A 13,730-nucleotide genomic window follows, 5' to 3' on the forward strand; every position below is an offset into this window, starting at 1 on the left:
AAACATACCAGAATTTAGTAAAAGTTCTGAATAAAAACTGAGTTAAATAGATAAAAGTGCAATTAATGATAAATTAATTGGTTCAACTCCATTTTTTGCGTGATGATTTTGTTTTTTCCTTGATAACTTCCTCTTGGTTCTCGTGAGTAAAGGCATATAATATTTCGCTGTTACGAACACACACCTGATAAGGATTAAAAAGATGAGACGCAGTAGGCAAGAAGTGGGTCGCTGGAGAATGCTAAGACAAGTCGTTCGCCGCCGTCGCCGTTGGTTAGAAAGACACTCTCGCCGCAATATGCACATTTATTCGCTCCGCAAAATGGACATCTATAAACGTCGTCATTCCCTGTTATTTACACAGTGGATTGAGTAAGGGTATTCACGTTTATACTCACATTTTTAACTTTGTTCGCTAAACCTTATTGAATATGATTGCTATTTGCATTTAAACTATTAGCCATATTCAATAAGTAAACGGTGTAGGGTAAAAATTGCATATGCGTGGTATCAGACTGTTAGTGATCATTGCTGTTTCATTATCAATTCATGCGGGCTTGGCTATGGCGTGGATTTTTAATCAACCGAAATTTCCTCAACCTGAGGAGCCAATCTCGATAGCAATGCTTTCCTTTGCTGAACCAGCCGCCACTACACCAGCCGAAACACAGGCAGAGCCAGAGCCGGTCGTTGAACCTGAACCTATCATTGAACCCGAGCCTATTGTTGAACCGGCGATAGTCTTACCGCAGAAAAAACCAGAAGTAAAAAAGAAACCTGAACCGAAGAAAGAACCTAAAAAAGAACCGAAAAAAGTTCAAGAGCCAGTTAAACCCGTTGAGAAACAACTGGCGATGAACAAAACACCATCCACAAATACAGATACTACGCCAAAAGAAGTCACCAACACGCGCGGAACTGATACTAACGTCAAAAATAATGCAACAGCATCTAACCAATCTACGGGGCAACGTGGTCCAAAAGCATTAAGTAAACAAGCGCCTGAATACCCAGACCGCGCTCGTCGTCTAGGAAAAAATGGTTATGTGAAAGTACGCTATGACATCGATGAAGATGGGCGAGTGCAGAATATTGAGTTTGTCGAAGCGTCACCGAAAGGGATGTTTGAGCGAGACGTGAAGCGTGCAATGAACCGTTGGAAATATGAAAAGCTGCCAGCGAAAGGCTATACCACTGAAATTTACTTCAAAGTGGATGGCACAGTAAGCCAAGCTTAAATGCTAGGAAATATCGGGATCAAAAAAGGGCGCTTATGAAGCGCCCTTACTGTATCTGAATAATTAAGCTTGAGGCTGTGAACTTTCTAATTCGAAATGTTGTTTATCTTCAGGTAATGCACGAGGCGTATTGTCATCATTGACCGCCACATAAGTAAATACTGCGTCAGTAGCTTGATAACGCTGACCTACAGGGTGGGTTGCCACTTTTTTCACCCACACTTCAATATTGATAGTGACGGAACTTTTCCCTGTTTTTAAGCAGCGAGCATAACAACAAACAACATCACCAACAGCAACTGGTTTTTGAAATTTAATGCCATTGACTGCCACTGTTACTACGCGACCCAGAGCAATTTCTTTTGCTAAAATCGCGCCGCCAATATCCATTTGAGACATTAGCCAGCCACCAAAAATATCGCCATTCGCATTGGTATCTGAAGGCATTGCCAAAGTACGTAAAACGAGTTCACCGTTAGGTAATTGCATATCAAACTCTTTATTAAAAGGAATTAAACACTATGATTTTGTTGCTCATTTATAGCAAACAAACATAAGTATAGTAAACCGCTAGAGTACATCCAGTCACAGATAATTGTAACAAATCACTGTGATAGGCATAAAAAAGCTGCGAAAGTGCGCAGCTTATTTATCATCATAATAATTCGAAGAAATAAATTACTCTTCTGGCTTTTCTGCCTGAGGCTCTTTAGTCATGTGTTTGAAAATATATACCACGCTAAGGATTGTGAAAATTAAGGTGCCAGCCGTCAGTCCAAACACTTTAAAATTGACCCAGACACTCTCAGCCATCCAATAAGCCACGTAAATATTAATAACAGCGCAAGCAATAAAGAAAATACCCCAAGCGGTATTTAATTTTAACCAATAGCTGTCTGCTAATTTAATTTCTTGGTTGCTACCCAGCATTCTTTGAATGAGTGGTTTTTCTGTAAACCATTGGCTCGCAAACAGAGCAATACCAAAAAGAGCATAAATAATGGTGACTTTCCATTTGATAAAGTCAGCGCTATGAAATAACACCGTTAACCCTGCAAATACCATCACAATCGCACAGGTGATTTTTGCCACTCTTTCCACTTTTTTATAAATAAAGTAAGTGACCAATAAGGAAATCGGGGTGGTTATCAGTAATGATTGGCTAGCAACATAAATATCGTATTGCTTATAAAAGAGAAAAAAGATAACCAAAGGAATAAAATCAATAAGTTGTTTCATAACGGTGGATTCAGATCCTTAACGTGAACATAATCAGCTTAAATAGAGTCAATTCAAACAGAGTCAACTTAAACGTAGTGGCGTAGTTTAACTGATTTTGCGCAGATTGTTAAAAGTTTGCTCTCTTTTACCAAGAATTAAGCCTGTAAACCAATCAAATTTGCACTATTTTACCCTTATTTGACTTAGTCCTAGATAAACTTTAATAGTTCGGATATAAATAGTCTACACAAGAAATTAACTGATTAATTTTTAGAGATTTTTCCATGATAAAGGCGCGATTATTTAATCTGATGCCCGGTTTACAAACCTTTAGCCAATATCAGTTGGCGAACTTGGGACCGGATGTGAAAGCGGGGCTGTCGGTCGCCGCCGTGGCGCTGCCTGTGGCAATTGCTTATGCTGAACTCATGGGGATCAATGCCATTGTCGGGCTATATGCCTGTATTTTACCGATGTTGATGTATGCATTGTTTGGAACCTCTAAACAATTAATCATTGGGCCGGATGCGGCAACCTGTGCGGTGATCGCCGCTGCCGTTGCGCCCTTGGCGATGGGGGATGAAAACACCCGTTGGCAATTAATTATTGTGATGAGCTTAATGACGGGAATATGGTGCCTGATTGCGGCACGTTTTCGTCTGGGGATGTTTGCCGATTTCTTATCCGGACCGATTTTACAAGGGTTATTAAATGGGGTCGCACTGACCATTATTGTCAGCCAGTTAGGCAAAATTTTTGGTATTGATTCCCTGCCTTCTGGGTTTATCGAGCGTTTAGTAGCGCTACCGCTCGCGCTATCGGAAACCCATATTCCGACATTAACGGTGGCGGTATTAACGCTAACGGTGACGATGGTCATCAAACGGGTACGCAGTAAATGGCCTTCATTGTTAATTGCGATGGTCTTGGCAACCAGCGCCAGCATTGTTTTCAATCTTGAGCAATATGGCATTAGTACCGTCGGTAATCTGGGTAATGGATTACCCTCTATAGCGGCACCGGATTTTAATCCCGGCTTATTGCGGGACTTGGTGACGCCATCCTTAAACTTGGCAGTCATCAGCTTTGTGAGCTTTATGATGACGGCGCGAAGCTTTGCCAGCAAAAATGGTTATACCGTGGATGCAGACCAAGAGTTGCGCGCCTTAGGCATGGCGAATATCGCGTCTGCATTATCTCAAGGATTTGCGGTGAGTGCGGCCAGTAGCCGAACTGCTGTAAACGATATGATGGGCGGTAAAACGCAGATGGTATCGGTCATTGCCGCGCTTACTATTTTGGTGGTGTTGCTGTTTTCGATGGATTTGTTGGGTTATATTCCGATGCCTGCATTAGGGATGGTGCTGGTAGTATCCACGTTTTCACTGATTAGCTTTCGCAGCATTTATTCTATGCGTAAACGTAACCGACAAGCCTTTTTCTTATGCGTTTTTACTTTATGCGCAGTGCTAGTGGTCGGCTTGATCAGCGGCGTGGGTTTTGCCGTGTTGTTAGGTTTGCTGCAATTTTTGCGGGTGATATTCCGCCCAACAGATCAATTATTAGGGGTCGATGAACAGGGCATGTTGCACTCTATGAACCCTGATAATGATATTCAGGCGGTTGAAGGGGTGCTGATTTATCGCTTTAACTCACCGTTGACCTATTTCAATGTTAACTATTTTAAAGATCGTTTAAATAAGCATATCGATAGCCAGCGTAAACGTCCGGCGTGGGTCATTGTGGACGCTGCCGTTAGCTTCACCCATAACGACGTGAGCGTTTTCTCTGCACTTAATGAGCTCGTGACGTCATTAAAAGCGAAAGGGGTAACGCTGGTGTTGGCTGGGCGAAGAACATCCCTAAACCGTTGGTTATCACAAAATAAAATTAGTCGTTCTGATGATGATTTACTGGTAGTGCCAGATATCTATTTCGCTATCCGCTTGATCCAGAGTAAACAGCATATTCAGCAAAAAAGTGTTGAAGAACGCAAGGAGAGTGAGGAAGGAATCGTTGATAATAAATTGTCAGAGTAATGGTTTCGATAGAATGAAAAACAAAAGGGCGTCACTTTGAAGAGATGCCCTTTTTAGATCATTAAATCTGTTTCTATTTATGCGTAATGCGTTATGCGTTTTTGCTACTCAGCATATATAAACGGAAAAAGTAAATTAAGGCAAAAGCGGCAATCATGTTGTTGATCAGGAATGAAATACCATTGACCACAATATGATTCAGTTGCAGGCTGCTTAACAGCATACTCACTAACATTTGCGTTGCCATCCAAATTAAAATCATTGGGGCAGCGATACGCCAATTGGCAAACGCCAGCTTCCAGCTTCTGCCCATGGCATTAAATGGATTCACTTTTTCATTCATTAAAATGGCAGGAGCTAGAGAAAAGCCAATCGCCAAAATCAGACCAGGAAGTACCATCAAGGTGATACCCAGCTGAATTAATAAGGAACAGATAATCAGCAGCAGGAACATCGCAGGGGCTTTAGGTAATGATGAAACCAATGCTTGAGTCCCGTTCACGGCTTCACCGCGAGATAAATTGGCGATATAAGAAAGCACGCCGCACATCAGTACCAAACTTCCCAATGCTACGGATAAAATCAAGCCCATAGACACACGCAGAATGCTGTTTTTCTCGTCTTCAGGTAAGTTCAGTACCCAATTTTGTAACCCAGCATTACCCGCTTCAAGTAGCTGGTTCTGCGCTTCAAGTAACACGCCAATCATCCGTTCATTAGGAATTAACATTGCGTAGACAATCACGCTGATTGCGGTGGCGATTAACACAATGGTGAAGAGGCCATTCAACTGGTTTTTAAAAAAGTTGATGCTGTCACGAAAGAGTGAGTTGGCCGAAATGGACATGTAACTGCTCCTATCTACAAACGGAATAAAAATTTGACGATGATTGTAACTGAGTATCGGACGTATAGGTAGAGAAAGATAAGAAAAGTCTGGGAGTTAGCCTAAATAGGTGCGCTACTCAATAAATGAGTGCATCTCTATTAATAAAGAATAATCCTAAAGGTGTATTTTAAATATATATTTAAATCGCAGTTTAATTAGCCATTAATATAAAATCATTTCTTATTTTAATAGTTATTTCATGAAAATTGATTCAAATCAAAATAGAAAAAACCAGTAATGGAATAATAAACTCAGCTTTATTACGAAATATATAAATTAGCAAAAGATGTGATCTTGATTTGAATATTAAATTTAAGAATAGGCTATATTTTGCTAAATAATAAACATAGGAATGGGATTGACAATGAAAAAACTCACTGCGCTTGTATTGGCTGCTGCAACTTTAGCTCCAGCGGCTTCATTTGCTCATGAAGCTGGCGACTTTTTATTCCGTGCAGGTACGGCTACGGTAAGACCAAATGTTGGTGGCGATGACGTTAAATTAGGCAATGCAAATTTAGGTCATTTTGATGCAAATAATAATACCCAATTAGGTTTAACTTTCGGTTATATGATCACCGATAATATTGGTGTGGAATTATTAGCAGCGACTCCGTTTGAGCATAAAGTTGGTACTGGTCCAACAGGTAATATTGCAACAGTTAAACACTTACCACCAACTCTGATGGCTCAATATTACTTCGGCGGTAAAGAAGATAAACTGCGTCCTTATTTAGGTGCAGGTCTGAACTATACCTTCTTCTTTGATGAGAAATTTAATAGCACTGGTAAAGAAGCTGGTCTGTCTGACCTAGACCTGTCAAGCTCTTGGGGCTTTGCAGCGCAAGCAGGTATGGACTACATGCTTGATGAAAACTGGATGTTAAACGCCTCTGTTTGGTGGATGAATATTGACACTGACGTTAAATTCAAAGCAGGTGAAGACCGCGTTAAAGTTGATACTCGTTTAGACCCATTTGTATTTATGTTTGGCGTGGGTTACCGCTTCTAATTTTTTAAGGACTTAAGCAAGTTTATTCTTGCTCGCTAATGGATTAGAAAGCAGTAAAGAAATCCGGGAATATATTCCCGGATTTTTCGTTTTTAGAGAATAAAGAATATAATGAGTAGAGAACTCAATGTTAAATTATGTATATTTTATTTAACATTGAGTTCACAATTTTAAGAAAGACCAATAATCAGAGTGGAAATTTAATTCTATAATTAAATACCAAGATAGATATTTAAACTAAATTAGACTGAGTGACTTTACCTAATATATTTTAAATATTATCCTCGAAGTAGAAATTTGACAAAAGCAATTGAATACATTAACGGCTATTTGAAATAAAAAAGCCATCAAAATATGGATGGCTTTCTGACACAATGAAGAAAATAAATTAAGGCGACTATTTCTGCGTGGCGGCTTTCATATTTGCCACAAACTCCGTTAATTTACTGAGCATCTCTTGTGGTTGCTGTAGGTTATTTTCAATGATTTTTACCACAGCAGACCCCGATATTGCCCCCGCAGCGCCATTACGAATGGCTTCAGTCACTTGAGCTGGCTCTGAAATACCAAATCCTTGAAGCGCTGGCGCTGCGCCATATTGGGTTAATTTGCTCACTAAATGGGTTAATGGCATTTGCGCTCGCTGCTCTGTGCCAGTGACACCAGCTCGAGAGAGTAAATACGTATAACCTTGGCTATGTTCTCCAATCTCTTTTAGCAGTGCGTCATCCCCATTTGGTGGACAAATAAAGATAGGGGCGATGCCGTGGGCGATGGCTGATTCACGAAATGGCTTTGATTCACGCATTGGTACATCGGCAACTAAAACGGAATCTACGCCAGCCTGTTGGCAACGCTGATAAAAATGGTCGATCCCATTGGTGAAAACTAAGTTAGCATACACCAATAAGCCTATCGGCATATCAGGGTGTTTGGCTCGAATACGCGCTAATAATTCAAAGCATAACGTCGGTGTGATATCGCTTTTAAAGGCACGTAAATTGGCATTTTGAATTGTCGGGCCATCCGCTAAAGGGTCAGAGAAGGGGATGCCTATCTCTAAGGCATCTGCACCACCGGCAATTAACGCATCGACAATTTTTAAAGAAAGCTCAGCATCAGGGTCGCCTAACGTGACAAAGGGAACAAAAGCGCCTTGATTTTGTTGGTTTAAACGCTGAAAAAGTTGAGTATAACGCGTCATTAGATTTCCCCTTTGCTGGTCAAAATATCATGTACCGTAAAAATGTCTTTATCACCACGACCGGATAAATTGACAATTAACAACTGCTCTTTGTTTGGATTTTGTTCTGCCATTTTGAGGGCGTAAGCCAGTGCATGAGATGACTCTAATGCAGGAATAATCCCTTCTTTGCGTGACAGTAATTTAAAGGCGTTTAGCGCTTCATCATCGGTAATCGAAACATATTCCGCACGACCAATACTGTTTAAGTGTGCATGTTGAGGCCCCACTGATGGGAAATCTAACCCTGCTGAGATGGAGTAAGATTCTTCAATCTGCCCTTCAGAGGTTTGCATCATTGGGGATTTCATGCCGAAATAAATTCCAACACGGCCATGTTTTAACGGTGCTCCGTGTTGCCCTGATTCAATACCGTGACCGGCAGGCTCAACACCAATTAATCCGACGCTTTCTTCAGGAATAAATGACGCGAACATACCGATAGCATTGGAACCGCCGCCGATACAGGCGATCACCGCATCCGGTAGGCGACCTTCTTTATCTAAAATTTGCTGTTTGGCTTCATCACCGATCATGCGCTGAAATTCACGCACAATGGTCGGATATGGGTGAGGACCCGCCGCCGTGCCTAATAAATAGTGTGCGGTTTCATAACTGCCAGACCAGTCTCTTAGCGCTTCATTACAAGCATCTTTTAGGGTTGCAGAGCCGCTATGTACAGGGATCACTTCGGCGCCCATGAGCTTCATGCGAAACACGTTCGGAGATTGGCGTTCAACGTCCTTTGCACCCATGTAGATACGGCACTTCATATTTAATAAGGCGCAAGCAAGGGCGGTAGCAACACCGTGCTGACCCGCGCCCGTTTCAGCGATAATTTCATTTTTACCCATACGTTTGGCGAGTAATGCTTGACCCAACACCTGGTTGGTTTTGTGCGCGCCACCGTGAAGTAAATCTTCGCGCTTTAAATAAAGTTTAGTTTTGGTTCCTGCTGTCAGGTTGCGGCACAGAGTTAATGCAGTTGGACGACCCGCATAGTTTTTAAGTAGGTCATGGAATTCGGTTAGGAACGCAGGGTCATTTTGTGCGTCAATAAAGGCATCTTCTAGCTGGTTCAATGCTGGGATCAAAATTTCTGGGACATATTGCCCACCAAACTCACCGAAATAGGGGTCTAATTTGCTCATTATTTATTATCCATTTTAAGTTTATATGTTCAGTATGATTGATATGGCTTTGTGCTAAATCGCCATACGGGCTGATTTCAATGCATCAAAGACTTGGTTTAATTTTTGTTCGGATTTAATACCCGGTTCGACTTCAATGCCAGAGTTAAAATCAAGCCCATTGCAGACGAGTTGGGCGGCTTGTTGGCAGTTTTCAGGGCTAAGTCCGCCAGCCACCATCAGTTTGTGGCCACTATTTGTTGGTATTGATGACCAATCAAAGGTTTTTCCTGTACCACCCGCGCCGTTATCTAATAGCAGTAAATCAATTAACGCAGGGTCATAATCGACGATTTGGCTATCAGCCATATTCAGCGCTTTCCAAATATGGCAGTGAGTTGGCAACATTTCACGTAATTGTGCCATGTAGGTATTATCTTCATCACCGTGTAGCTGAACCGCATGCAACGCCAATTGTTGGGCAATATGCGCCACAAAATCTGCGGATTGATTACGGAAAACGCCCACAAATTTAAGTGGTGCAGCATGAATAATTTGCCTTGCCTGTGACAGTGTCACTTTACGGGGGGATTTTTCAGCAAAAATCAGTCCACCAAAGTTAGCGCCTGCAGCAAATGCGGCTTTAGCATCTTGTTCACGGGTTAATCCACACACTTTATGCTCACCAATCAGCAGGTTACGCAGTGCTTGAGGTAAGTCCGCTTGCTCCATCAGGGCACTACCAATTAAGAAGCCGTTCGCGACATCTGCAAGGCTTTGAATATGTTGATGTTGAAGAATACCTGACTCGCTGATCACCACGGTTCCAGCCGGTAAACGCGGAGCGAGATGACGTGTACGATTTAAATCGATAGACATATCGCGCAGATCGCGGTTGTTGATCCCAACCACCTTGGCTTTCAATGTTATCGCACGTTCCAGCTCTTCGTCGTTGCTCACTTCGGTGAGTACGCCCATATTCAGTTGGTGTGCAACATCGGCAAGGGCAAGGTATTGTTCATCATTTAATACGGACAGCATTAATAAAATGGCATCCGCTTGGTAATAGCGAGCAAGGTATATCTGATAAGGGTCAACGATGAAATCTTTGCACAGAACGGGTTGTTTCACGGTATTGCTGACGATGGTCAAATAATCCATTTTGCCTTGAAAATATTTTTCGTCAGTCAAAACTGAAATTGCAGAAGCATAAGGGGCATACATGCCCGCAATCACTGCAGGATCGAAATCTTCACGGATAAGCCCCTTGGATGGAGACGCTTTTTTGCACTCTAAAATAAATACAGGGCGCTTTGCTTGTAAGGCTGAGTAGAAATTTCGTTGAGCAGGTTGCACTTCAGATTGAAAACTTGCCAGCGGTTGACGCTGTTTGCGCTCTATTAAATAGGCAAATTTATCATCCACAATCTTTTGTAATACAGTGCCTTTCATCTTAGTGCTCCCTTGCAGCTAGTGCCAGAACGCGGTCAAATGCTTTACCGCTACGAATAATATTGAGTGCGTGTTCGCTGTTTTCTTTTAAATCTTCGTAGCCATTAATACGTAATAACATGGCGACATTTGCGGCGACAGCAGCTTCATGAGCAGCTTGACCATGACCTTGTAATAATTGTGTCAGTAGAAAACGGTTTTCATCTGGGGTACCGCCTTCCAAATCTTTCAGCTGATAAGGCGCTAAGCCAAAATCTTCAGCTGTCAGAGTATATTGCTGAACCTCACCATTTTTTAACTCGGCGACATGGGTTGGTGCATGAAGTGAAACTTCATCCATCCCTCCACTATGTACCACAGCAGCGCGGGTAAACCCAAGCATTTGCATGGTTTTTGCTACCGGTTCAACCAATGAATCTTGATAGACGCCCACTAAAGCTAACGGTGGGCGAGCTGGGTTAATTAATGGGCCCAGAACATTAAATAAAGTACGGGTTTTTAATTGGCTACGTACCGGCGCGGCATGGCGGAATCCACTGTGATATTGCGGCGCAAATAAGAAACATAAGCCTAATTCGTCTAACGCATCACGGGCACTTTGAGCGCTTAAATCTAAAGCAATGCCAAAGGCGGCGAGTAGATCCGATGAACCTGAACGACTGGAAACGCTGCGGTTGCCGTGTTTCGCGACTTTGATCCCACATTCTGCCGCCACAAATGCGCTGGCGGTGGAAATATTAATACTGTTGGCGCCGTCTCCCCCTGTGCCGACAATATCACTGAATTGATAGTCAGGGCGTGGGAAAGGTTGGGCGTTTTCTAAGCATGCCAATGCAGCACCGGCAATTTCTTGTGGTTGTTCGCCACGCATTTTCATGCTGATCAAGACGGCAGCAAGTTGGGGTTCAGTGAGTTCACCTTGAATAATCGCGTTAAATAAATATTGGCTCTCTTGTTGAGTTAACGCTTGCGCCTTAAATAATTTATCGTAAATGTTTTGCATGATTGGCTCTCTGTGTCCCATTAGTGCGAATGTGATGTTGTTTTGTTGGGGGAAGAAAGCGCCCATGCCACCGTATTTTCTAACAACAATTTTCCTTGGGTGGTTAAGATGGATTCGGGGTGAAACTGGAATCCACACACTCGCTGTTCATCATTGCGCACCGCCATGACCATGCCATTGGATTGTGCGCAAATAGTTAATGATTCAGGGATTTGGCTACCCACTAAAGAGTGATAGCGAGCCACTGAAATAGGGTTTTCTAAGCCGGTAAACATGGCTTGTTCATCGTGGGTCGCCATTGATGCTTTGCCGTGTAAAATTTCACCCGCAGGGGAGACTGTTCCGCCATAAGCTTCAACAATGGCTTGATGCCCTAAGCAGATGCCAATGACAGGAATGGTGCCTATTACTGATTTAAGTACTTCCGGCATACAGCCCGCGTCACTGGGTTTTCCAGGGCCCGGTGAAAGGACTAAAATCGCATCATCGAGCTGATTCAATACAGATAAAACATGTGCCGCATTAACGGTGTTGCGGTAGATCACCACGTGATGACCACCAGCGCGTAATTGGTCGACCAAGTTGTAGGTGAAGGAGTCGACATTATCGAGTAGTAAGATATTAGCCATTAAAATAACTCCTCAACTTGGTGGGCTTGGGCAATGGCGCGGATCACCGCACGGGCTTTATTACGAGTTTCGTCGGCTTCACCTTGTGGAGACGAGTCGAGGACAACGCCTCCGCCAGCTTGAACGGTGGCAATGCCGTTTTCGACATACGCGGAACGAATAACGATGCAAGTATCAAAGTCGCCTTTACCATTAAAGTAACCCACTGCGCCGCCATAGGAGCCTCTGCGCTCTTTTTCACATTCTGCGATCAGTTGCATCGCTTTAACTTTCGGCGCGCCGGTTAATGTCCCCATATTCATACAGGCTTGATAAGCATGGAAAACATCTAAATCGCTGCGTAAAGTGCCAACAACGTGGGAAACTAAGTGCATGACAAAAGAGTAGCGGTCAACTTTGGTCAGGTTGGCAACATAGCGGCTACCTGCTTCGCAAATTCGTGCTAAATCATTACGGGCTAAGTCCACTAACATAATGTGTTCGGCCAGCTCTTTTTCATCGGTACGCATGGCTAATTCAATACGGCTGTCTAAATCTAAGTCGATATTTCCTTGCGCATTGCGTCCACGAGGGCGGGTACCTGCAATTGGGTAGATTTCCACCACGCGAGTTTGTTTGCTGTATTTCAGCGCGCTCTCAGGTGAAGCACCGAACAGGGTGAAATCGTTGTCTTGCATATAGAACATGTACGGGCTTGGGTTTTGCGCCTTAAGTTTTTGATAGGCAATCAACGGTTGTGCACATGGCATACTGAATTTGCGTGATGGGACGACTTGGAAAATATCACCGCGGTAGATGGCTTCTTTTAATGTATTAACTACACGCCCATATTCTTCATCGTTTTTATTGGTAGTGACGCTGAAGTTGTCTTGTTCACCCAGAGGTAATGCGGGTAAGTAAGGGCGGCACGCAACGATAATGTCGCTGTGGCGTTGTTTTACTTGTTCGACGATGTGGGTGTCTGCGGTAAATAACAGGCTTTTTAAGCGCGCAGCTTGGTTCTGATGGTCGATCACTAAATAGTGTTCAGCGACAAAAAAGCAGAAATCTGGGCATTGGTTTGTGGCTGCGACTTCTGGTAATGCTTCAAAATTTGCCACTAAGTCATAGGCAAATAATCCGCCCATAAACAGGATTTCTGGTTTCGGGAAGTGGGCTTGCGCCAGTGCAGGCAATGCGCGTAATACATCCAAACATGATGCGCTTTTTAAGCGGCTATCTTCATCTAATTGGCTTTCTGGTTGAGCAAAGATGACGGTCAGATGGTTTGTGGTTAAATCGCGAGAAATCGCTTTCTCGGCTAATTGTGCATTAATTAAAGGTAATAGGGCCTGGCCATTTTCAGTTAAGGCTTCAATTTCAACCCGTTGACCAAATGCACGGATGCGTAATGCGCTATCGATGATTAACAGGCTTTGTAGATTGGCTTTGTTGTTGACTTCAGCCGACTCTAACAGCATGGTAGCGGCTTTATTCTGGCACAGGTGATTAAATAACAACGTTGGATCCGGTTGATAGTTAATTGGGCTATCCAGATGATTAAAATGTGCTAATGTGGTGTTTTGTTTGTTCATTTTGCTGCCTTAAGCTAATTTTAGACGTAAAAAAACCCGCTGGTTGAGGGCGGGTTCGGCACTGAGGCATTAACAATTTATGCGCGTGCGGCTTCCGCCCAATTTGGGAAGTCGCGCCACCAACGATTTGATAAATTGAAAATAGTCATACATGCCTCACTGGATAAACAAATTAAGTTTTAAATGCTTTTGAATACTAATTCTTTTGAATACAAGCAATCTTGCGTACTAGTAAACTAGATCGCGTGATTTGTGTCAATAGCAGTTTGTATTTATTTTTAATTTTCGTTAAGTCGAAAG

At 42.8% G+C, this 13,730-nt stretch carries 11 protein-coding genes, 1 pseudogene and 1 other annotated feature; of the genes and pseudogenes, 4 read left to right on the forward strand and 8 right to left on the reverse strand.

Annotation, left to right across the window (positions count from 1 at the left end; all coding sequences use genetic code 11):
* Positions 1-202: 202 nt before the first annotated feature.
* Entirely contained in the window at positions 203-376 is a 174-nt protein-coding gene (locus tag GKR74_RS11895) for a YciY family protein (protein ID WP_132496008.1), read from the forward strand.
* A gap of 124 nt (positions 377-500) precedes the next feature.
* On the forward strand, positions 501-1,238 hold the full coding sequence (locus GKR74_RS11900) for a TonB family protein (RefSeq protein WP_154603730.1): 738 nt from the start codon (positions 501-503) through the stop codon (positions 1,236-1,238).
* 63 nt (positions 1,239-1,301) lie between these two features.
* On the opposite strand, the gene yciA is transcribed toward GKR74_RS11900, so the two are convergent.
* Positions 1,302-1,727: an acyl-CoA thioester hydrolase YciA gene (gene yciA, locus GKR74_RS11905; protein ID WP_006658727.1), complete on the reverse strand. Its 426-nt coding sequence runs from the start codon at positions 1,725-1,727 to the stop codon at positions 1,302-1,304.
* Between the two features lie 189 nt (positions 1,728-1,916).
* Positions 1,917-2,477 (reverse strand): septation protein A, encoded by a 561-nt coding sequence (locus GKR74_RS11910; RefSeq protein ID WP_154603731.1) that lies wholly within the window; start codon positions 2,475-2,477, stop codon positions 1,917-1,919.
* A 266-nt stretch (positions 2,478-2,743) separates the two neighbouring features.
* Between GKR74_RS11910 and GKR74_RS11915 the strand changes: the two genes are divergently transcribed.
* Positions 2,744-4,498 carry a SulP family inorganic anion transporter gene (locus tag GKR74_RS11915; protein ID WP_154603732.1) on the forward strand — a complete coding sequence of 585 codons (1,755 nt, stop codon included), beginning with the start codon at positions 2,744-2,746 and terminating at the stop codon, positions 4,496-4,498.
* A gap of 91 nt (positions 4,499-4,589) precedes the next feature.
* Here the strand turns inward: GKR74_RS11915 and GKR74_RS11920 are convergent, their stop codons facing one another.
* Positions 4,590-5,345, reverse strand: coding sequence for a YciC family protein (locus GKR74_RS11920; protein WP_154603733.1), 756 nt, complete (start codon positions 5,343-5,345; stop codon positions 4,590-4,592).
* Between the two features lie 406 nt (positions 5,346-5,751).
* Between GKR74_RS11920 and ompW the strand changes: the two genes are divergently transcribed.
* Positions 5,752-6,399 (forward strand): outer membrane protein OmpW, encoded by a 648-nt coding sequence (ompW, locus tag GKR74_RS11925; protein ID WP_036956531.1) that lies wholly within the window; start codon positions 5,752-5,754, stop codon positions 6,397-6,399.
* A gap of 397 nt (positions 6,400-6,796) precedes the next feature.
* On the opposite strand, the gene trpA is transcribed toward ompW, so the two are convergent.
* The 5 genes and pseudogenes from trpA to GKR74_RS11955 form a co-directional block, all read right to left on the reverse strand.
* Positions 6,797-7,603, reverse strand: a complete 807-nt coding sequence (gene trpA, locus GKR74_RS11930; protein WP_154603734.1) for a tryptophan synthase subunit alpha — start codon at positions 7,601-7,603, stop codon at positions 6,797-6,799.
* Positions 7,603-8,793: a tryptophan synthase subunit beta gene (gene trpB / locus GKR74_RS11935; protein ID WP_154603735.1), complete on the reverse strand. Its 1,191-nt coding sequence runs from the start codon at positions 8,791-8,793 to the stop codon at positions 7,603-7,605. Before trpB ends, trpA begins: the two co-directional genes overlap by 1 nt.
* A gap of 54 nt (positions 8,794-8,847) precedes the next feature.
* Positions 8,848-10,224: a bifunctional indole-3-glycerol-phosphate synthase TrpC/phosphoribosylanthranilate isomerase TrpF gene (gene trpCF, locus GKR74_RS11940; RefSeq protein WP_154603736.1), complete on the reverse strand. Its 1,377-nt coding sequence runs from the start codon at positions 10,222-10,224 to the stop codon at positions 8,848-8,850.
* Between the two features lies 1 nt (position 10,225).
* A pseudogene (gene trpD, locus GKR74_RS17995) lies at positions 10,226-11,856 on the reverse strand (bifunctional anthranilate synthase glutamate amidotransferase component TrpG/anthranilate phosphoribosyltransferase TrpD).
* Complete coding sequence (locus tag GKR74_RS11955; protein ID WP_154603739.1) at positions 11,856-13,430, reverse strand: anthranilate synthase component 1; 1,575 nt, start codon at positions 13,428-13,430, stop codon at positions 11,856-11,858. Before GKR74_RS11955 ends, trpD begins: the two are co-directional and overlap by 1 nt.
* A gap of 26 nt (positions 13,431-13,456) precedes the next feature.
* Positions 13,457-13,558, reverse strand: a sequence feature (Trp leader region).
* Between the last annotated feature and the right edge of the window lie 172 nt (positions 13,559-13,730).

This window comes from Providencia sp. wls1914, from assembly GCF_009706645.1.
Taxonomy (GTDB): domain Bacteria; phylum Pseudomonadota; class Gammaproteobacteria; order Enterobacterales; family Enterobacteriaceae; genus Providencia; species Providencia zhijiangensis.

Coding starts and splice junctions, on each gene's coding strand:
- GKR74_RS11895 (WP_132496008.1), top strand. CDS start 203: ATGAGACGCAGTAGGCAAGAAGTGGGTCGCTGGAGAATGCTAAGACAA.
- GKR74_RS11900 (WP_154603730.1), top strand. CDS start 501: ATGCGTGGTATCAGACTGTTAGTGATCATTGCTGTTTCATTATCAATT.
- yciA (WP_006658727.1), bottom strand. CDS start 1,727: ATGCAATTACCTAACGGTGAACTCGTTTTACGTACTTTGGCAATGCCT.
- GKR74_RS11910 (WP_154603731.1), bottom strand. CDS start 2,477: ATGAAACAACTTATTGATTTTATTCCTTTGGTTATCTTTTTTCTCTTT.
- GKR74_RS11915 (WP_154603732.1), top strand. CDS start 2,744: ATGATAAAGGCGCGATTATTTAATCTGATGCCCGGTTTACAAACCTTT.
- GKR74_RS11920 (WP_154603733.1), bottom strand. CDS start 5,345: ATGTCCATTTCGGCCAACTCACTCTTTCGTGACAGCATCAACTTTTTT.
- ompW (WP_036956531.1), top strand. CDS start 5,752: ATGAAAAAACTCACTGCGCTTGTATTGGCTGCTGCAACTTTAGCTCCA.
- trpA (WP_154603734.1), bottom strand. CDS start 7,603: ATGACGCGTTATACTCAACTTTTTCAGCGTTTAAACCAACAAAATCAA.
- trpB (WP_154603735.1), bottom strand. CDS start 8,793: ATGAGCAAATTAGACCCCTATTTCGGTGAGTTTGGTGGGCAATATGTC.
- trpCF (WP_154603736.1), bottom strand. CDS start 10,224: ATGAAAGGCACTGTATTACAAAAGATTGTGGATGATAAATTTGCCTAT.
- GKR74_RS11955 (WP_154603739.1), bottom strand. CDS start 13,430: ATGAACAAACAAAACACCACATTAGCACATTTTAATCATCTGGATAGC.